The 17,895-nt window shown below is 72.4% G+C and carries 18 protein-coding genes and 3 pseudogenes; 9 read left to right on the forward strand and 12 right to left on the reverse strand.

Annotation, left to right across the window (positions count from 1 at the left end):
* Positions 1-175: 175 nt before the first annotated feature.
* The 4 genes and pseudogenes from ACIQFZ_RS08485 to ACIQFZ_RS08500 form a co-directional block, all read left to right on the forward strand.
* Complete coding sequence (locus tag ACIQFZ_RS08485; RefSeq protein WP_365424257.1) at positions 176-949, forward strand: GNAT family N-acyltransferase; 774 nt, start codon at positions 176-178, stop codon at positions 947-949.
* Positions 949-1,719 (forward strand): annotated as a pseudogene (locus ACIQFZ_RS08490) (lysophospholipid acyltransferase family protein); the annotation flags it as partial. The gene ACIQFZ_RS08485 and the pseudogene ACIQFZ_RS08490, both read left to right, overlap by 1 nt.
* Before the next feature lie 242 nt (positions 1,720-1,961).
* Positions 1,962-2,009: pseudogene (locus tag ACIQFZ_RS08495) on the forward strand (hypothetical protein); the annotation flags it as partial.
* 33 nt (positions 2,010-2,042) lie between these two features.
* Positions 2,043-2,099, forward strand: a pseudogene (locus tag ACIQFZ_RS08500) (hypothetical protein); the annotation flags it as partial.
* A 108-nt stretch (positions 2,100-2,207) separates the two neighbouring features.
* Here the strand turns inward: ACIQFZ_RS08500 and ACIQFZ_RS08505 are convergent.
* From ACIQFZ_RS08505 to ACIQFZ_RS08515, 3 genes are all read right to left on the reverse strand, one after another.
* Positions 2,208-2,492, reverse strand: coding sequence for a hypothetical protein (locus ACIQFZ_RS08505; protein WP_365774651.1), 285 nt, complete (start codon positions 2,490-2,492; stop codon positions 2,208-2,210).
* Positions 2,486-4,861, reverse strand: coding sequence for an excinuclease ABC subunit UvrA (locus tag ACIQFZ_RS08510; protein ID WP_365774649.1), 2,376 nt, complete (start codon positions 4,859-4,861; stop codon positions 2,486-2,488). Before ACIQFZ_RS08510 ends, ACIQFZ_RS08505 begins: the two co-directional genes overlap by 7 nt.
* Positions 4,862-4,959: 98 nt before the next feature.
* A complete protein-coding gene (locus ACIQFZ_RS08515) occupies positions 4,960-5,646 on the reverse strand; it encodes a TetR family transcriptional regulator (protein ID WP_402690874.1) in 687 nt (228 codons plus the stop codon).
* A 150-nt stretch (positions 5,647-5,796) separates the two neighbouring features.
* Here ACIQFZ_RS08515 and ACIQFZ_RS08520 point away from each other — a divergent pair, with 150 nt between their 5' ends.
* Entirely contained in the window at positions 5,797-7,236 is a 1,440-nt protein-coding gene (locus ACIQFZ_RS08520) for an aldehyde dehydrogenase (RefSeq protein ID WP_365774648.1), read from the forward strand.
* Between the two features lie 58 nt (positions 7,237-7,294).
* Here the strand turns inward: ACIQFZ_RS08520 and ACIQFZ_RS08525 are convergent, their stop codons facing one another.
* The 3 genes from ACIQFZ_RS08525 to ACIQFZ_RS08535 form a co-directional block, all read right to left on the reverse strand.
* Positions 7,295-7,681 (reverse strand): signal peptidase I, encoded by a 387-nt coding sequence (locus ACIQFZ_RS08525; RefSeq protein ID WP_402690875.1) that lies wholly within the window; start codon positions 7,679-7,681, stop codon positions 7,295-7,297.
* A 67-nt stretch (positions 7,682-7,748) separates the two neighbouring features.
* Positions 7,749-8,831: a MerR family transcriptional regulator gene (locus ACIQFZ_RS08530; RefSeq protein WP_402690876.1), complete on the reverse strand. Its 1,083-nt coding sequence runs from the start codon at positions 8,829-8,831 to the stop codon at positions 7,749-7,751.
* 73 nt (positions 8,832-8,904) lie between these two features.
* Positions 8,905-9,504, reverse strand: coding sequence for a DinB family protein (locus ACIQFZ_RS08535; protein WP_365424244.1), 600 nt, complete (start codon positions 9,502-9,504; stop codon positions 8,905-8,907).
* A 108-nt stretch (positions 9,505-9,612) separates the two neighbouring features.
* On the opposite strand from ACIQFZ_RS08535, the gene ACIQFZ_RS08540 reads away from it, so the two are divergent.
* Both ACIQFZ_RS08540 and ACIQFZ_RS08545 read left to right on the forward strand, forming a co-directional pair.
* Positions 9,613-10,086 carry a universal stress protein gene (locus ACIQFZ_RS08540; RefSeq protein ID WP_365424243.1) on the forward strand — a complete coding sequence of 158 codons (474 nt, stop codon included), beginning with the start codon at positions 9,613-9,615 and terminating at the stop codon, positions 10,084-10,086.
* Positions 10,087-10,177: 91 nt separating this feature from the next.
* Positions 10,178-10,471: a hypothetical protein gene (locus tag ACIQFZ_RS08545; protein ID WP_365424241.1), complete on the forward strand. Its 294-nt coding sequence runs from the start codon at positions 10,178-10,180 to the stop codon at positions 10,469-10,471.
* A 43-nt stretch (positions 10,472-10,514) separates the two neighbouring features.
* On the opposite strand, the gene ACIQFZ_RS08550 is transcribed toward ACIQFZ_RS08545, so the two are convergent.
* Positions 10,515-10,748 carry a hypothetical protein gene (locus ACIQFZ_RS08550; protein ID WP_361417754.1) on the reverse strand — a complete coding sequence of 78 codons (234 nt, stop codon included), beginning with the start codon at positions 10,746-10,748 and terminating at the stop codon, positions 10,515-10,517.
* Positions 10,749-10,843: 95 nt separating this feature from the next.
* Here ACIQFZ_RS08550 and ACIQFZ_RS08555 point away from each other — a divergent pair, with 95 nt between their 5' ends.
* The gene (locus ACIQFZ_RS08555; protein ID WP_365424239.1) at positions 10,844-11,335 is read left to right on the forward strand and encodes a hypothetical protein; all 492 of its coding nucleotides are present in this window, start codon (positions 10,844-10,846) and stop codon (positions 11,333-11,335) included.
* Between the two features lie 115 nt (positions 11,336-11,450).
* Here ACIQFZ_RS08555 and ACIQFZ_RS08560 read toward each other — a convergent pair whose 3' ends face one another.
* Entirely contained in the window at positions 11,451-11,666 is a 216-nt protein-coding gene (locus tag ACIQFZ_RS08560) for a dodecin (RefSeq protein WP_361417760.1), read from the reverse strand.
* Between the two features lie 256 nt (positions 11,667-11,922).
* Here ACIQFZ_RS08560 and ACIQFZ_RS08565 point away from each other — a divergent pair, with 256 nt between their 5' ends.
* The gene (locus ACIQFZ_RS08565) at positions 11,923-13,170 is read left to right on the forward strand and encodes an extracellular solute-binding protein (RefSeq protein WP_365774647.1); all 1,248 of its coding nucleotides are present in this window, start codon (positions 11,923-11,925) and stop codon (positions 13,168-13,170) included.
* Positions 13,171-13,275: 105 nt separating this feature from the next.
* On the opposite strand, the gene egtD is transcribed toward ACIQFZ_RS08565, so the two are convergent.
* The 4 genes from egtD to egtA are packed head-to-tail and all read right to left on the reverse strand — an operon-like array spanning position 13,276 to position 17,763.
* Positions 13,276-14,238 carry an L-histidine N(alpha)-methyltransferase gene (gene egtD, locus ACIQFZ_RS08570; protein WP_365424235.1) on the reverse strand — a complete coding sequence of 321 codons (963 nt, stop codon included), beginning with the start codon at positions 14,236-14,238 and terminating at the stop codon, positions 13,276-13,278.
* Positions 14,235-15,026, reverse strand: a complete 792-nt coding sequence (egtC, locus tag ACIQFZ_RS08575) for an ergothioneine biosynthesis protein EgtC (protein WP_365424234.1) — start codon at positions 15,024-15,026, stop codon at positions 14,235-14,237. Before egtC ends, egtD begins: the two co-directional genes overlap by 4 nt.
* Positions 15,026-16,417, reverse strand: a complete 1,392-nt coding sequence (gene egtB, locus ACIQFZ_RS08580; protein WP_402690877.1) for an ergothioneine biosynthesis protein EgtB — start codon at positions 16,415-16,417, stop codon at positions 15,026-15,028. Before egtB ends, egtC begins: the two co-directional genes overlap by 1 nt.
* Entirely contained in the window at positions 16,414-17,763 is a 1,350-nt protein-coding gene (gene egtA / locus ACIQFZ_RS08585; protein ID WP_402690878.1) for an ergothioneine biosynthesis glutamate--cysteine ligase EgtA, read from the reverse strand. Before egtA ends, egtB begins: the two co-directional genes overlap by 4 nt.
* Between the last annotated feature and the right edge of the window lie 132 nt (positions 17,764-17,895).

Consider the following 17,895-nt stretch of genomic DNA (forward strand, 5'->3'; position numbering starts at 1 on the left):
GAGTGTCAGGTGGGCCGGCCGGACGCGGCGCCGCCCGCGCCGTTCAACATCCCCACATCCGTTCTCCCGGCACAGGTCACACGGACGCCAACCGGCATCGGAAGAACAGGGACGACGGACCGCACCGCCGGTCCGCCGTCCCTCTTCCGTACCGGGTCCACGACCAGGAGAGAACATGACCGGCGTCTCCACGCTCGAAAGCCCCCCGCAGCCCGCGCCGCCCACCCGCTACACCGTCGCCCTCGCCCGTGACGAGGCCGACGTGCGGGCCGCGCAGCGGCTGCGGTACGACGTCTTCGCCGGGGAGATGGGCGCCCTGCTGTCCACCCCGCAGCCGGGGTACGACGTCGACCCCTTCGACGCCTACTGCGACCACCTGCTGGTGCGCGACACGACGACCGGGCAGGTCGTCGGCACCTACCGGCTGCTGCCGCCGGAGCGGGCCGCGATCGCCGGACGGCTGTACGCGGAGAGCGAGTTCGACCTCACCGCGCTGGCCCCGATCCGTCCCGGCCTGGTGGAGGTGGGACGCTCCTGCGTGCACCCCGACCACCGTGACGGCGCGGTGATCGGGCTGATCTGGGCCGGGCTGGCCCGCTACATGGTGGACCGCGGCCACGAGTGGCTGGCGGGCTGCTGCTCGATACCGCTCGCCGACGGCGGCGCCCTCGCCTCCGCCACCTGGGAGCGGGTGCGCGAGAAGAACCTGGCACCGCAGGAGCAGCGGGTGCACCCGCTGCTGCCGTGGATCCCGCGGACCGACCTCCCGGCCGCGCCCCGCACCGAACTGCCCGCCCTCCTGCGCGGCTACCTGCGGCTCGGCGCCCAGGTCTGCGGCGCGCCCGCGCACGACCCCGACTTCGGGGTCGCCGACCTCTACGTCCTGCTGTCGATGCGCCGGGTCAGCCCGCGCTACCTGCGGCACTTCCTCTCCCTCGTACCGGCCTGATGAGCCTCTGGCTGCCCAGCGCGCCCTGCACCCCGAGGGCGTGCGTGGAGACGACGGGGTCCGCGGGGTCCACGGGGGCGGCCGTACCGCGCGCCGTGCTGCGGCTGACGCTGGTCGCGATCCTCGTGCTCGCCGGGGTCGTACTGTCGCCGCTCGGCGCGCGGATCCCCGCCGGCTGGGTCCGGCGCTGGTGCCGGGCGGTCGTCAGGGCCTCGGGGGTGCGGGTCCGGATCACCGGCACCGCCCCGCCCACCGGCGGCCTCCTGCTGGTCGCCAACCACATCTCCTGGCTGGACATCCCGCTGCTGGCCGCCGTCCGTCCGGCCCGGATGCTCGCCAAGACGGAGATCCGCGCGTGGCCGGTGGCCGGTGCGCTCGCCGCGCGAGGCGGCGCCCTGTTCATCGAACGGGACCGCCTGCGCGCCCTGCCCGCGACGGTGGCGCACATCGCCGGGGAACTGCGCGCCGGCGCCGCGGTCGCCGCCTTCCCGGAGGGCAGCACCTGGTGCGGTCGCGCCCAGGGCGCCTTCCACCGAGCCGTCTTCCAGGCCGCCCTCGACGCCGGGGTGCCCGTCCAGCCGGTCCGCATCCGCTACCTGGGCCACGCCGGGGGAGCGGCCAGCACGGCCCCGGCCTTCGTCGGCGACGACTCCCTGCTCGCATCCCTGTGGCGGGTGGCGACAGCACGCGGCCTGGTCGCCGAGGTCGACGTGCGCCCCGTGCTTCCTCCAGGCACCTACCCGGACCGCCGCACGCTGGCCCGCGCGGCGGCGCAAGGCCTGCCCGAGGGTTGCCACCATGGCGCCGACCCGCACGCGAACGGGACCTGCGATCACGCACCCGCTGCGCACGCTTCCGCGGGAGACGTTCTCGCGGGTGCGGCTTCAGCCGGTCGTGTCTCCGCGGGTGAGGTTTCCGCCGGGCGGGCCTCTGCGGGGCAGCTCTCCGGGGCTCACGCTTCTGTGGGTGACGTTTCCGCGGGTCACGCTTCTGTGGGTCAAGTTTCCGTGGGTCAACCGTCCGTGGGGCAGCCCTCCAGGGGTCACGCTTCCGAGGGTGACGTTTCCGCCGGGCGCGCCTCCGCGGGTCAGGTTTCCACGGGTCACGCCTCCGCGGGGCAGCCTTCCGGGGGTCACGCTTCTGCGGGTGAGGCTTTCGCCGGGCGCGTCTCTGCGGGTGAGGCTTCCACGGGTCACGCCCCCACCGGCCACGCCCCCGCCGGGGCGACCGCCGGGCCGCCCCGGCCCCATGCGCCGGCTCAGACGCGGCGCACGGTGTGCAGGGACTCGGCGTAGAGGCCCGTGCCGTCGAGCAGTGAGGCGCCGGCCAGGTCGGCCATGGTGGGCCCGTTGACCGTCTTGCGGCTGGACAGGAAGCGCCGCTTGCCGACCGCGTCCCGTCCGAGGTAGATCTCCACATGGTCGACCGTGACGGTCGGCGGGTCCCCGTCGTCCCCGGAGTCGGCGTTGAACAGCACGAGGTCACCGGGCTGGAGGAGGGACGCGGCCGTCGGGCGGACACCGTCGGTCCGGTCGATCAGCAAAGTTTGCCGACCTGCTTGCTCGACGTACAGGTGACGCCCCGCCGTACGGCCCGCGCCAGATAGGGAGCCGTGGCGCTCCCCGCCGCCCGCGCGACCTCAGCCGGCGGTCCCGCCGCCACGATCCGGCCGCCCGCGTCGCCGCCGCCCGGGCCGAGGTCGACGACCCAGTCGGCGCCGGCCACGACGGACATGTCGTGCTCGACGACGATCACGGTGTGCCCGGCGTCGACCAGGCCGTGCAACTGCCGCATGAGCACCTCGACATCGGCCGGGTGCAGTCCGGTCGTCGGCTCGTCGAGGAGGTAGAGGGTGTGGCCGCGGCGGCCGCGCTGCAACTCGCTCGCGAGCTTGATGCGCTGCGCCTCACCGCCGGACAGTTCGGTGGCGGGCTGACCGAGTCGCAGATAGCCGAGGCCGACGTCGAGGAGCGTGCCGAGACTGCGGGCCACGGCCGGGGTGTCGGCGAAGAACTCCGCCGCGCTCTCCACCGTGAGGTCCAGCACCTGGCCGATGTTCCGCCCGCGGTACGTCACTTGAAGCGTCTCGGGGTTGTAGCGGGCCCCGCCGCAGTCCGGGCACGGAGCGTACGTACTCGGCAGGAACAGCAGCTCCACGCTGACGAATCCCTCGCCCTGGCAGGTCTCGCACCGGCCTCCCGCGACGTTGAAGGAGAACCGCCCGACCCCGTAACCGCGCGTCCGCGCCTCGTCGGTGTCCGCGAACACCTTCCGTACGACGTCGAACAGCCCTGTGTACGTGGCCAGGTTGGAGCGCGGAGTGCGCCCGATCGGCTTCTGGTCGACGCGGACCAGCCGCCCGACACCGGACTGCTCCTCCGTGATCTCACCGATGAGCGTGGACTTCCCGGACCCCGACACCCCGGTGACCGCGGTGAACGCACCGAGCGGGAACTCCGCCGTCACCGCGAGCAGGTTGTGCCGGGTGACCGGCCCCACCGTCAACTGCCCGCGCGCACGCCGCACTTCCCGCACCGGCCCGGGGGAGCCGTCGAACAGGAACCGGCCCGTCGCCGACTCCGCGACCCCCGCCAGCTCGGCGACCGGCCCGCTGTGCAGCACCTGCCCGCCGTGCTCCCCGGCCCGCGGACCGACGTCGACGACCCAGTCGGCACCGCGCACCACGTCGAGGTGGTGCTCCACCACGAACACCGAGTTGCCGGCCGCCTTGAGCCGTTGCAGGACCGTGAGCAGGGCCTCGGTGTCCGCCGGGTGCAGCCCCGCCGACGGCTCGTCGAGCACGTACACCACCCCGAACAGCCCCGACCGCAGTTGCGTGGCGAGCCGCAGCCGCTGCAGCTCGCCCGCCGACAGCGTGGGCGCCGCCCGGTCGAGGCTGAGATAGCCCAGGCCCAGTTCGACGACGGGCACGATACGGGACTTCAGGTCCGCGGTGAGTACCCGCGCGGCCTCGGAGGTGCCCCGCAGGTGCTCCGCGAGTTCGGTCAGCGGCAGCGCGGCCAGCTCGGCGATGGTGCGCCCCGCGAAGGTCACGGCCAGCGCCTCGGGCCGCAGTCTGCTGCCGCCGCAGGCCGGGCAGGGGGCGGCAGTGAGGAAACGCTCGGCCTTGGCCCGCAAAGTCGAACTCTTCGAATCGGCGAACGTCTTCATCACATACCGCTGGGCACTCATGTACGTGCCCTGGTACGGCCGTTGGATCCGCTCGGCGTCCCGCACCGGGTGCACGGTCACCACCGGCTGCTCGTCCGTGAACAGGATCCATTCCCGGTCTCCGGCGGGCAGTTCACGCCACGGCCGGTCCACGTCGTATCCCAGCGCGTCGAGGATGTCCCGCAGGTTCTTGCCCTGCCAAGCACCCGGCCAGGCGGCGATCGCGCCTTCACGGATCGACAGTGAGGGGTCGGGTACGAGCAGCGCCTCCTCCGTGCGGTGCACCTGCCCGAGACCGTGGCACTGGGGGCATGCCCCGGCGGCCGTGTTCGGCGAGAACGCGTCCGAGTCCAGCCGCTCGGCCCCCGGCGGATAGTCCCCGGCCCGGGAGAACAGCATCCGCAGCGAGTTCGACAGGTTGGTGACGGTGCCCACCGAGGACCGCGACGTCGGCGCCGCCCGCCGCTGCTCCAGCGACACAGCCGGCGGCAGCCCGGAGATCTCCCCGACCTTCGGCGCCCCCACCTGGTGGATCAACCGCCGCGCGTAGGGCGCCACCGACTCGAAGTACCGCCGCTGGGCCTCCGCGTAGATCGTCCCGAACGCCAGCGACGATTTCCCCGACCCCGACACCCCCGTGAACACCACCAGCGCATCCCGCGGAACATCCACGTCCACCCCTTGGAGGTTGTGCTCACGAGCACCACGGACGCGGACGTACGGGTCGTGCGGGCTGTGCATGGAAGGGCTCCGTACGGGGTGCGGGCGGGAAGGGGCAAACCCTGAAATTCTACGCGAGCGGTCCTGCCGGCCACCGGGCCTGGCGGATGGGCTCTTGCTCAGGGGGTGGCGGGGGCTCGCAGTGAGGTGGCGAGCAGTTCGATCATGCGGCCGTAGCGGGCGGGGAAGTCGACATGCGCGGCGAGGAGCGCGGGGTCCTCGACGGCCGCGACGACGGTGGGTCCGGGGTGGGCGAACGGCCACAGGCCGGCGATGAGCACGATGGTCGCCGAGGCCAGTTCCTTCGCGGCCGCCTCGTCCAGTTCGGGGAGGCGGGCGTGGATGATGCCCGCGAGCCGGTCGTTGTTTGCCAGCGCCTGGCGCTTGTAGGCGCGGACCGTCTCCACCGAGACCGTGCGTTCCAGCACGCTGGCCAGCACGCTCGCCAGCTCGCACATCGCCGGCCGGGCGGCGAGTGAGGCGGCGTAGGCCTCGGCGAAGCCGCGCACCCGTGCTGCCGGCCCGGTGCCGTCCGCGTCGGCGCGCGCCAGCTCGGCCGGGAGCGCGTCCAGCCAGGCGTCGTAGTCCCGGTTGAGGAGCTCCAGGAAGACCGCCTCGCGGTTCTCGAAGTACCGCAGCACGTTCGAGGTGGCGATCCCCGCCTGCCGGGCGATGTCGCGCAGGGTGATGTCCGCGACCTGCGACTTCTCCAGCAGATGCTCGGCCGCGTCCAGGATCGACTGCCTGCGCAGCTCCCGGTTCTCGGGGCTGCGCGCGCGGATGAACCCCTGCTTCGACTCGCTCATGACCCTCTCTTCGCTAGCGGTGTCCCTGCGGTCAGGATATCGACCGCCCTGGTTAACAGAACGCGATTCTGTTACAGTCGGAGAAGAGTTAAGAGAACGCCGTTCGGTTAACTCGGCCGGACCGGTTCCGTACGGATCAGGGAGGACATCGTGATCACGTTCGACAAGCTGCTGGTGGGCGGCGTCTGGGCTGCCCCCGCCACCTCCGACGTCCTGGAGGTCCGCTCCCCACACGACCAGTCCCTGGTGGGCGTCGTGCCCGAGGCGTCCTTCGCCGACGTCGACCGTGCCGTGGCGGCGGCCCGCGAGGCCTTCGACCACGGCCCCTGGCCGCGGCTGGCGCCCGAGGAGCGGCGACGGGTGGTCGCCCGGTTCAACGAGCTGCACGCGGCGCGCGCCGACGAACTGGCCGCGCTGATCACCTCGGAGAACGGCTCGGCGATCTGGTTCACCGGCTGGCTTCAGCGCAGCCTGAAGGACTTCAACGACGACTTCCTCGACGTCGCCGCCGGCTTCGACTGGGAGTCCGAGCTGCCCGGCCGGGACGGCCACCGCACCGTGGTGCGCCGAGCCCCCGTGGGAGTGGTCGCGGCGGTGATCCCGTGGAACGCGCCGCACCAGTCCGCCCTGGTCAAGCTGGTCCCCGCGCTGCTCGCGGGTTGCACGGTGATCCTCAAGCCGTCGCCCGAGACGGCCGTGGACGGCCTGCGGCTCGCGGAACTCCTCGCCGAGGCGGGTTTCCCGGAGGGCGTGATCAGCGTGCTGCCCGCCGACCGCGAGGTCAGCGAATACCTCATCGCCCATCCCGGCGTCGACAAGATCGCGTTCACCGGCTCGACCGCGGCCGGGCGCCGTATCGCCGCCATCGCCGGTGAGCGGTTCAAGCGCGTCAGCCTGGAACTCGGCGGCAAGTCCGCCTCCATCGTCCTGCCGGATGCGGACGTCGCCCGGGCCGCGGTGGCCCTGAAGGGCCTGTCGCTGGGCAACAACGGCGAGGCCTGCGTCGCCCACACCCGCATCCTGGCCCCGCGCAGCCGCTACGACGAGGTCGTCGAGGCGATCGCCGCCATGATGCGGGGCGTCACCGTGGGCGACCCCATGGACCCGGACACCTGGATCGGTCCCATGGTCAAGCAGGCCCAGCAGCAGCGCGTCCAGTCCTCCATCGAGGCCGGCATCGCCGAAGGCGCCCGCCTGGTCCTCGGCGGCCCCGGCGCTCCGGACACCGCGGGCCTGGAGAAGGGCTTCTACGTGCGCCCGACCCTCTTCGCCGACGTCGCCAACACCATGAGGATCGCCCAGGAGGAGATCTTCGGCCCGGTCCTTGCGGTCATTCCGTACGACACCGAGGACGAGGCCGTCGCCATCGCCAACGACTCCGCCTACGGGCTCGACGGCGGTGTGTGGACCGCCGACCCGGAGCACGGCCTCGAAGTAGCCCGCCGCATCCGCACCGGCACCTTCGGCGTCAACGGCGCCTCCCGCGACATGCGCGCACCGTTCGGCGGCTTCAAGGCCAGCGGCCTCGGCCGCGAGTTCGGCCCGGCGGGCCTGAGCGCCTACACGGAGTACCAGTCCATCGCAGTGTGATCACCCCGAGGTGCCCGGCCCTCCCGAACAAGACGCACACCTCCCGCAAGAACCGCGCCTACCGACTTCCGGGCGACACCGCCCCTTCCACCGCGTAGCCGGGCACGGACGGCCACCGAACGGTCAGCACCACCGACTCCTCCTCCGCGCACCACGAGTGGTCCACTCCGCGCCCCCACACGACGTAGTCCCCCTGCTCCTTCAGAAGAACGCTGCGACCCGGGAGTTCCACCCGGAAGCGCCCACTGATGAGCACCAGCAGAGCCGTACGTTCCTCCCCCTCCACCCACCGCAGCCGCGCGTCGCCACGACGATGGACCCCCCACTTGATCTCCACGGCCTCACTGCGACGCGGATCGCCGACACCCTTGAAGTGCCCGAGCAACCACCCCCGATCCAGCGCCGCGTCCTTGCCCGCGTTCCCCACATACACACTGTCACCCACGCGGGCGGACGCTAGCAGTTGTTGTGACGACTCCTCATGAACGGCGCACGCCCGCTTCCCGGTTGGTTCAGTTCTCCAGGCGGACCGGCATCAGGAGTGAGAGCGTGTGCTCGTCGTCGGGGCGGCGGATGGTGAGGGGGGCCGTGGGCGTGGTGAATTCCAGGAGGAGTTCGGGGCGGGCTCCGGCGGTGAGGGCGTGGTGGAGGAAGTCGCGGTTGACGGCGATGTGGTGCTGGTCCTCGTCGCCGTCGCCGCGGACGGTCACCGTGCCGTCGTCCGCGAACTTCAGCACGCTCAGGGCGCAGGGCGGGCCGTCCTGGTTCCGTGGCTCACTCGTGCGGACGGGGCCGGTCGCCAGGGACTCCCGGAGGGCGGCGACGTCGACGAGGGTGCGTCGGCGGTCGGGCAGGTGGACGAGGCGGCGGTAGTCGGGGAAGTCGTGGTCCAGGCACTGGCCGGCCGCCTGGCGGTCGCCGGCCTCCAGTGTCACGCGGCCGCCCTCGACGGTGAGTTCCACGGCTTCCTCTCCGTCCAGCAGTGCCCGCATCGCGTCGGCGAGGGGAAGGGGCACGATGATCTGCACCCGTCCCGCGTCGTGTCCGGTGGTCCGGGCCCGCGCTACGGCCAGCCGGTACCGGTCGGTGGCCACCGCGCGCAGGTCTTCGCCCTCGATGTCGAACAGGAGCCCGCAGAGCATCGGCAGTTCCGGATCGGTACTGGCCGCGAAGCGGACCGCGTCCAGCGCGGCGGCCAGTACCGGGGCGGGGACGGACAGCCGGACTGTTGCGGTGCGGAGCGAAGTCATGGGGTTCTCCCTGTGGTCGAGTACGGCTCGAAGTGCGGAGAGCTCGCTGCGGGCATCGGACAGGCCCCGTTCGAGACGGCGCAGGTGCGCCTGAAGGAGCCGCCGCACCAGGTCGGTGTCCGCGTTGGACCAGCCGGCCAGCACCAGCCGGATGTCCGCCAGCGGCATCCCGGCTCGACGCAGCCGGGCCAGCAACCGGGCCTCGTCGAGCTGACCGGGCTCGTACCAGCGGTAGCCGCTCACCGGGTCCACCCAGGCGGGGACCAGCACCCCGGACCGGTCGTAGAACCGCAGCGCGCTCACGCCCAGTCCGCTGTCCCGGCCCATCTCCCCGATACTGCGCATCTCGCTCTCCACACCCGGAACCCTGAGGCCTCGACCAGGTCGAGGGTCAACTGGGCGCGGGATCAGCCTTGGATCAGCCCTTGTCCGCCTCCCGTGCGGTGTGCTCCAGCCGGCGTCGGTGGTTCTCCCACCAGGCGCGATCGCCCGGAGGGATGTTGCCGGCGCCCTGTGACAGGCCTACGGTCCCGTCGATGAGTTCCCGGACGATGTCGGCGTGGCCTGCGTGCCGCTGGGTATCGGACAGCACGCGGACCAGGATGTGGTGCAGGGTCACCTCTCGCCGCTCCTCCGGCCACCACGGGACGTGACCGGTCGCGTCGAGCGGCAGCTGCGCGATCGTCCCGTCCGCGTGCTCCCAGGCCTGCCGGTAGAGCCCGACGATCTCCTCACGCGACTCGTCCGCGGTGGCCCACATGTCCGCGTTGGGCTCGGCGTCCTCCGTGTACCACCAGGGCGGCGGATCCCCCTTGAAGAACGGCCGTCCGAACGTGTCGCCGAAGTAGCCGAGTTCCACGCCGGCGGTGTGCTTGACCAGCCCCAGCAGGTTGGTGCCCGTGGGGGTCAGAGGGCGGCGTACGTCGTATTCCGAGAGCCCTTCGAGCTTCCACAGCAGGGCGTCACGGGCGTCTTGCAGATAGCGGAGAAGGTTCGCCTTCGGGTCTGCTTCGATCATGCCGGGCAGTCTTCCAGCCGCCACTGACAACGGGGCCCGCCTGTCCCCCGGGTGCGTGGGGCGGATGCGGGCGACAAGCTGAGAGTACGGATCCAGGGCAGGTGAGTCATGAGCGACCTGACGGCGTCCGCCGCACGGATCGTGGTCGGCGTCGACGGCTCCGAGCCGTCGAAGGCCGCCCTGCGCTGGGCGGCGCGGCAGGCCGCCCTGACAGGTGCCGTGATCGAGGCGGTGACCGCGTGGGAGTACCCGCTCTGGTACGGCACCAGTCCCATGGCCGCCGGTTTCGATTTCGCGGACAACGCGGCGAAGATCCTCAGCCAGGCGCTCGACGAGACCTTCGGCCCCGACCGGCCGGTCGAGATCCGGTCCCGGGTCGAGCGCGGACACCCGGCGGCCGTGCTGCTCGAGGCCTCCCGGGAAGCGGAACTGCTGGTCGTGGGGAACCGGGGGCACGGCGGATTCACCGAGGCGCTGCTCGGGTCGGTCGGCCAGCACCTCGTTCAGCACGCGGCGTGCCCGGTGGTCGTCATCCGCGGCCCCGTACCGAGCGCCGCCCAAGGGGCCAACGGCGTGCGGTGAGGCCATGTGGCCCTATGACACAGGGCGTCGGCCGGGCGAGTGTGGAAGGGCGCGGGACCCGAGCGCGGGAGCAGGAGAGAAGGGTGACGTCATGGCCTGGGCATCATGGACCACCCCCGGGGTCTTCACCGGCCGGGGCGGCGTACGGACCGACGAGGCGGGGGTCGTCACCGGCAACCTGACCGTCCACACCACCTGGGACGGCAACAACGCCGACGTGACGGTCGGGTACACCGGCACCTCCGAATGGTTCACCCTCACCGGAAGCCCCGTGCCCTGCCGTTCCGAGCGGCGCAGCCGGGAGCTGCACCAGGCCGTGGTGGCCGCCGTCGGCGCGGGTGGCGGAGCCACCATCGAGCAGACGCGGGTGAGGGAAACGACCTGAGCGATTCGGCTGGTTCCTTCTCGGCAGATCGTTCCCGTGGCGCTCAGGCGCGCGTGTCGTCGGGTTCGGGACCCCAGTACTCCGGGCCACCCCCGCGCCAGTCGATCAGCGGGGAGACCGAGACCTCCACGGGATCGACGTCCAGCCCCGCGCGGCGCAGGAACTCGGCGACGTCGGCGACGCTGTAGGCCAGCCCCAGGATCTCGCCGTTCACGCGGACGCGCCGGCCGCCCGTCGGGGAGGGCGGGTGCACGATCACAGGCAGTGGTCCGGGCATGTACCCAGCATCGGATGCGGGCCGCGCCGCCGCATCCGGACGGCGGCGGTCCGCGCCCCGGTCCGCTCCGGGGAGGGCCCGATTACGCTGTCCGGGTGACGGACAGCAACAGACGGCCGCTCGCCGTGTTCGACCTGGACAACACCCTCGCCGACACGGCGCACCGGCAGCGCTTCCTCCAGCGCCGCCCGCGCGACTGGGACGCCTTCTTCGCGGCCGCGCCCGAAGATCCGCCGATCGGGCAGGGAGTGGAGCTGGCCTGCCGGAGCGCGGTGGAGTGCGAGATCGTCTACCTCACCGGGCGGCCCGAGCGGTGCCGCCGGGACACCCTGGACTGGCTGGCCGCCCACGGGCTGCCCGAGGGGCGCCTGCACATGCGGCGCGACGGCGACCGCAGGCCGGCCCGCCGCACCAAGCTCGAGACCCTGCGGCGGCTCGCCCGCGGCCGGGAGATCCGTGTCCTCGTGGACGACGACGAGCTGGTGTGCGAGGACGCCGAACTGGCGGGGTTCCGCGTCCTGCGCGCCCGCTGGACGGCGCCGTCCGCCGAGTTGAGGACCGCGCAGGGGAGCGAGGGGCGTACCTGAGCCGCAGGAGGGCCGGCCACGCACCAAGAGGGACGCCTCAAGAGGGACGCCTCAAGAGGGACGCGCCAAGAGGGACGTACGAGGGGGAGGGACGAGAACGAGGGACGCAGGCGCGTCAGTCCGCGTCCTCGATCCGGAAGCCGACCTTCAGGCCGACCTGGTAGTGCTCGATCCGCCCGTCCTCGATCTGGCCCCTGACCTGGGTCACCTCGAACCAGTCCAGGTTGCGAACGGTCTGCGAGGCGCGGGTGATGGCGTTGCGGATGGCCTGGTCGACGCCTTCGTGCGAGCTGCCGACGATCTCCGTGACCCGGTAGGTGTGGTCGGTCATGCGGGTGGCTCCTCTCGGCGGGCGGCGCCGGTGACGCGGGTAAGGGGCGTCACGACTTCCGGGCGCGCGTGTGGCGCGCGTCACTCCACCGTGCCGTATGTGGAGGCGGTGCGCGAGACGAAGAAGTGCGGCAAGCGGGACATCACTTGACCCGGGCATTGGTCCATACCAAAATCGCTGCCACACCCGCCCGAGCCCCTGCTCGTCCCCCCACGTCGGGCCCCTTCCCTGTGCGTCGGAAAGAACAGGACCCCTCGTGAGACCTCGCCTCCTCGCTCTGGTGTGTGCGTCCTCCTTCCTGGTCAGCGCCTGCGGCGTGCTGTCGCCGGGCGGAAGCGGGCGGCACACCGTCACCGTGTGGATGATGAAGGGCAGCGCGTCGCAGGACTTCCTGAACCGCTTCACCGAGGACTTCGAACGCACCCACGGCGACCTGCGTCTCGACATCCGCATCCAGGAGTGGACCGGCATCGGTCCGAAGGTGCAGGCCGCGCTCACGAATCGCTCCGAGGGCGGCCCCGACGTCATCGAGGTCGGCAACACCCAGGTCGCGCAGTACGCCAAGGGCGGGAGGCTGACCAACCTGACGCTGGAGTCGATGCGGGACTGGGGCATGCGGGACTGGCTGCCCGGCCTGGCCGAACCAGGGCTGGACAACTCCTCCCAGTACGGCATCCCGTGGTACGCGGCCAACCGGGTCGTCATCTACCGCAAGGACCTGTTCGAGCAGGCGGGCATCACCAAACCGCCCCGCACCCGGACCGAGTGGCTGGCCGCGAGCGAGAAGCTCAACTCCGAGGCCAACCAGGGGATCTACCTCGCCGGACAGGACTGGTACACGCTCTCCGGCTTCATCTGGGACGAGGGCGGCGACCTCGCCACGGAGACCGAAACCGGCTGGAAGGGCACCCTGGACAGTGACGCCGCGCTGCGCGGCATGGGCTTCTACCGGCAACTCCAGGTGCTGGGCAGGGGCCCGGTCGACGCCGACGAGGAACACCCGCCGCAGGCGGAGGTGTTCGCCGAGAGCAAGGTGGCGCAGATCGTGGCGGTGCCCGGCCTCGCCCAGACCATCGTGGAGAAGAACCCCGACCTCAAGGACAAGTTGGGCTTCTTCCCCGTGCCGGGCAGGACCGCCGCCCGGCCGGGCTCGGTGTTCACCGGCGGCTCCGACCTCGTCGTGCCCCGTAACACCGCCGACCGGGACGGCGCCGTCGCCGTGGTCGCCGCACTCACCGGCGCCAAGTGGGACACCGACCTCGCCCGCACCATGAACTACGTTCCCAACAAGACGAAGCTCGCCGCCGCCGTCGCGGACGAGGAGGGGGTCGCGGCCATGGCGGCGGGCGCCGCACACGGTCGGGCGACCCCCAACACGCCGCTGTGGGCCACAGTCGAGGCCGACAACCCGATCAAGGACTACATGACGAAGGTGCTCTCCGGGGGCGACCCGGGGAGGGAGGCCCGCCGCGCCTCACAGCGGATCACCGAGCAGTTGGCGTAACCCCCGGGCCCGCGGCGATGGCCCCCGAGCCCGGGCTCGGAGGACCAGGAGGGCCAGGAGGCCCTCAACGGCGTCCGGAGCCCCGCCCCCGATACCGGCCCCCCGTCACCGCACCACACTCAGGGACAGCGCGAAGCGTTCCTCACCGTCGGTCCACCACCGCTCCAACTCAAGCCCCGCAGTGGCCAGTTCAGCGCTTACCCGGTCCTTGCGGAACTTCGCCGACACCTCGGTGCGCAGCTCCTCGCCCGCCGCGAAGTGCACGGCGAGATCGAGCGCGGGCACCTTCACCGTCTGGGCGGTGCGTGAGCGCAGCCGCATCTCGATCCACTCGTTCGTCGTGTCCCAGAGCGCCACGTGGTCGAAGGCGTCCGGCTCGAAGTCGGCGCCCAGCTCGCGGTTGACCACACTCAGGACGTTCTTGTTGAACGCGGCCGTCACCCCGGCCGCGTCGTCGTACGCCCTGACCAGCACGTCCTCGGCCTTGACCAGGTCGGTGCCGAGCAGCAGCGCGTCGCCGGGAGAAAGCAGGGCGCGCACCGAGGCCAGGAACTCGGCGCGTTCGCCGGGCAGCAGGTTCCCGATGGTGCCGCCGAGGAACGCCAGCAGCCGGGGGCCGGGGGAGTGGGGGAGGGCCAGGCCGGCGGTGAAGTCGGCGATCAGCGCGTGCACGTTCAGTCCGGGCCGCTCGGCGACCAGGGCCCGCCCAGCCTGTTCCAGCGCGGTGTCGCTGACGTCGACGGGGATGTAGGTGTGCAGCCGGGGCAGCGCGTCGATCAGATGGCGCGTCTTCTCCGAGGAGCCGGAGCCCAGTTCGACGAGTGTGCGGGCGGGCAGCGCGTCGGCGATCTCGGCGGCGCGGCCGGCGAGAATCTCCCGCTCGGCACGGGTCGGGTAGTACTCGGGCAGTTCGGTGATCTGCTCGAACAGCTCGCTGCCGCGCGCGTCGTAGAACCACTTCGGCGGCAGCGTCTTGGGGTCGGAGGTCAGGCCCTTCTGGACGTCGGCGCGCAGGGCCGCGGCCATGGCGTCCTCGGGCAGGGTACGGGTGATATGGAACTCACTCACGTGCGGGGCTCCTCGGATCGTGCGGGTGCCAGGTCCTCGGTGGGGTCCTTGAGCGGGGTGAGCAGGACGTCCGTGCGGCTCGCCGCGAGCAGGGTGCGGTCGGGCGCCTGAACCCAGTGCGGGTCGTCGTCGTAGGGTTCGGAGGCCACCACCGTGCGCCGGCCGGGCTCGGCCAGGTACCACAGGCTGTCGCCCCAGGCGGTCGCGGTGATCGTCTCGCCGTTGGTCAGCAGCAGGTTGAGCCGCGAGTCGGGGGCCGCCGCCGCGACCTCCAGGACGGTGTCGGCGAGCGCCTGCCCCTCCTCGTCGCCGCCGCGGAGCCGGGCCAGCACCAGCGTCCACACGAGCGCGGAGTCGTTGCGGGCCTCCAGCGTCAGCAGGTCCCGCGGCGGCAGGGTCCGGGACACCGCGGCGAGCGAGTCCGGCCAGCCGGTGACGGCGCCGTTGTGGCTGAACAGCCAGGTGCCCGCGGCGAACGGCGCCGCCGCGGCCTCCGCGTCCGCGCCCGAGAGGGTCGCGTCCCGCACCGCGGCGAGCAGCGCCGAGGTGCGTACGACCCGGGACAGGTCGGCGAAGGACAGGTCGGCCCAGATGGGCCCGGCGCGGCGGTAGCGGGCCGGCACCGGGTCGCCCGCCGCGTACCAACCCACCCCGAAGCCATCGGCGTTGACCGTCCCGTGCCGCTGGTGCCGGGGCGCCCACGCCTGCCGGTACAGGCCGTGCGCCGGTTCCACCAGATACCGGCCGAGCGGCTCCTCGGGTCCCAGGTAAGCCAGGTGACGGCACATCAGATAGCCTCCGAGCGGGCCGTGCGGAACCCGGAGAAGATCTGCCGCCGCACCGGGTAGTCCCAGTTGCGGAACGTGCCCCGGCAGGCCACCGCGTCCACGGCGAACGAACCGCCGCGCAGCACCTTGTACTCGGGCCCGAAGAACACCTCCGAGTACTCCTTGTACGGGAACGCGGTGAAACCCGGGTAGGGGAGGAGGTCGCTCGCCGTCCACTCCCACACGTCCCCGATCAACTGCCGTACGCCGAGCGGCGACTCCCCGGCCGCGTGGCTGCCGGCCGGGGCCGGGCGCAGATGCCGCTGGCCGAGGTTGGCATGCTCCGGCGTGGGGTCGGCGTCGCCCCACGGGTAGCGCGTCGAACGCCCGGTCACCGGGTCGTGGCGCGCCGCCTTCTCCCACTCGGCCTCGGTGGGCAGCCGGCGCCCGGCCCAGCGGGCGTAGGCGTCGGCCTCGTACCAGCACACGTGCAGAACCGGCTCGTCGGGCGGTACGGCCTCGGTGGCGCCGAAGCGGCGGCGGAGCCACTGCCCGCCGTCACGCCGCCAGTACAGCGGCGCCTCGATGTCGCGCCGCCGTATGTGGGCCCAGCCGTCCGGTGCCCACCAGCGGGGCTCGGTGTAGCCGCCGTCCTCGACGAACGCCTGGTAGGCGGCGTTGGTCACCGGGGTGGTGTCGATCCAGAACGGCGGGACCTCGCGCACGTGCGCGGGCCGCTCGTTGTCCAGCGCCCACGGCTCGGTGGAGGTGCCCATGGTGAACGGGCCACCGGGGACGAGGACTTCGGGCGGGCCGGTGAACGGCGGGGCCGGCTCCGGGTCCGGTGCGGTCAGGGCCTGCGGGCCGCGGCGGAGCTGGTGGGTGATCAGCATGGTCTCGTCGTGCTGCTGCTCGTGCTGGGCGATCATGCCGAAGGCGAAGCCGGCCTCGGTCAGCCGGGTGCCGTGAAACGCGGTGGACTCCAGTACGGCCAGCACCCGGCCGCGTACCTCGGAGGCGTAGCCCCGGGCCTCGTCGGGGGCCATCAGCGGCAGCGAGGGGCGTTCGGCACGCGGGTGCTCGAAGGCGTCGTAGAGGCTGTCGATCTCGGGGCGCATCGCCTCGCGGCCGGCGACCGCCCGCAGCAGCCACAGCTCCTCCTGGTTGCCGATGTGGGCGAGGTCCCACACCAGCGGGGACATCAGCGGCGAGTGCTGGGCGGTGAGGTCGGGCTCCTCCACGCAGGTGGTCAGCAGCGTGGTGCGGTCACGGGCCGTGGTGAGCGAGCGCAGCGCGCGCTCGCGCAGCGTCTCGGCGTCGAACGTCTCGGCGTCGAACGTCTCGGCGTCGAACGTCTCGGGGTCGAACGTCTCGGAGTCGATCGTCTCTGCGTCGAGGGCGGGATCGGTCATGGCGCGATGTCCTTCCCGTGGGCGGTGGGGGTTCCCCGGGTCGTACGGAGGCCGGACCTGGGGTTCTCCGAGCCGTGCAGCCGGTCCAGCAGGTCGTCGGCGGGACAGCGGCCCCGGCGGACGTAGCGGTCCTGGAACGCCGCGACGGCGTCCGTGACCTCGGTGGTGGCACCGAGTCGGGGCAGGGCCTCCAGGCCGGCGGCGAAGCAGGCGACGGCCGCCTCGCGCAGGTCGGGGTCGGCGAGCCCGGAGCGGGCCGCCTCGGTCCACAGCGGATTGTGCGGCGCGGGCAGCGGCCCGGACTTCTCGGCGAGGGGCTTCACCACCCGGTAGACGGTCTCCGCCGCCTCCGGGTCGTCGAAGAGGGCCGCGGTGACCGCCAGCGGCACGATCCACCCGTCGTCGCCGGGCTGCGCGTCGATCATGCGCAGTTCCAGATGGCCCCGCGGCCGGATCGGCGGAAACAGCGTCGTGAGGTGGTAGTCGAGATCCTCGCGGGTCGGCGGCCTCGGCCGGCGCGAGCTGATCCACCTGCGGAAGGTGAGCCCGTCGGGCACCTCCCACGGCCCGTCCTCGTGCCGTACGCACATCACCGGCGCGTCCAGCACGTGCCGGGCCCAGGCGGTGCGGGGGCTGCCGTTCAGCGCGGGGGCGCCGGCCCGGCCCGGGCCGATCTCCATCCACATCAGCTGCCGCGTGGAGAGCCAGCCGCTGGGGCGCCGCGCCACCAGCGGGGAGTGGGCGAACGCGGCCACCAGCACCGCGCCCAGGTGGTGCGCCAGCCACCAGCGGCGCCCGTGGCCGAGCGGTCCGGGCTCCTCGTGGCCGGCGTCCACGCAGACCTGCACGGACGCCGAGGCGCACATCATGTGCCGGCCGGCCGGGCCACCGCGGTCCAGGCAGGCCTCCAGGGCGTCGTAGCGCTGCTCGCGCAGGAATCTGCGGGGGGTGTGCCAGGGATCGTGGCCGACACCGACGAGACGGAGTCCGTCCTCGGCCAGTACGGCGCGGACGGTGTCGAGGTCGGCGGAGACGGTACCGATGCACTCCATCAGGGAGGCGGCGGGCGGCGAGCTCAACTCCAGCTGGCCGCCGGGTTCGACGGTGAACGCCGACCTCAGGGGCATGGTCCGCAGTGCGGCGTAGGCCGCTTCGAGACGTTCGGGTGTCACGGGGAGCCGCGGCGTACGCAGCTCATGGACGAGCCATTCCACTTCGACCCCGAGGGCGCGGGGCGGTCCGGTCTTGAAGCAGATGCCGCTGACCAGAGCCTCGGCCTCGGCTTCGGTGACGGCGGTACGGGGTTCCGCACGGCCGGCCGCCGAGGTGGGTTGCGCATCGGACATGTCGGGATCCTCCTGAGATTCCACCATGCCACCGGCCCGGCGGTCGGAGGGCCGGGCCGGGGCCGCACCGTCCCAGCCAAAACCCTCCGGCCGATTCGCACAAGGGTGCAAATCGCGACAATCGTGGCGCCA

Origin of the sequence: Streptomyces sp. NPDC093064 (assembly GCF_044754605.1) — a bacterium.
GTDB lineage: Bacteria > Actinomycetota > Actinomycetes > Streptomycetales > Streptomycetaceae > Streptomyces.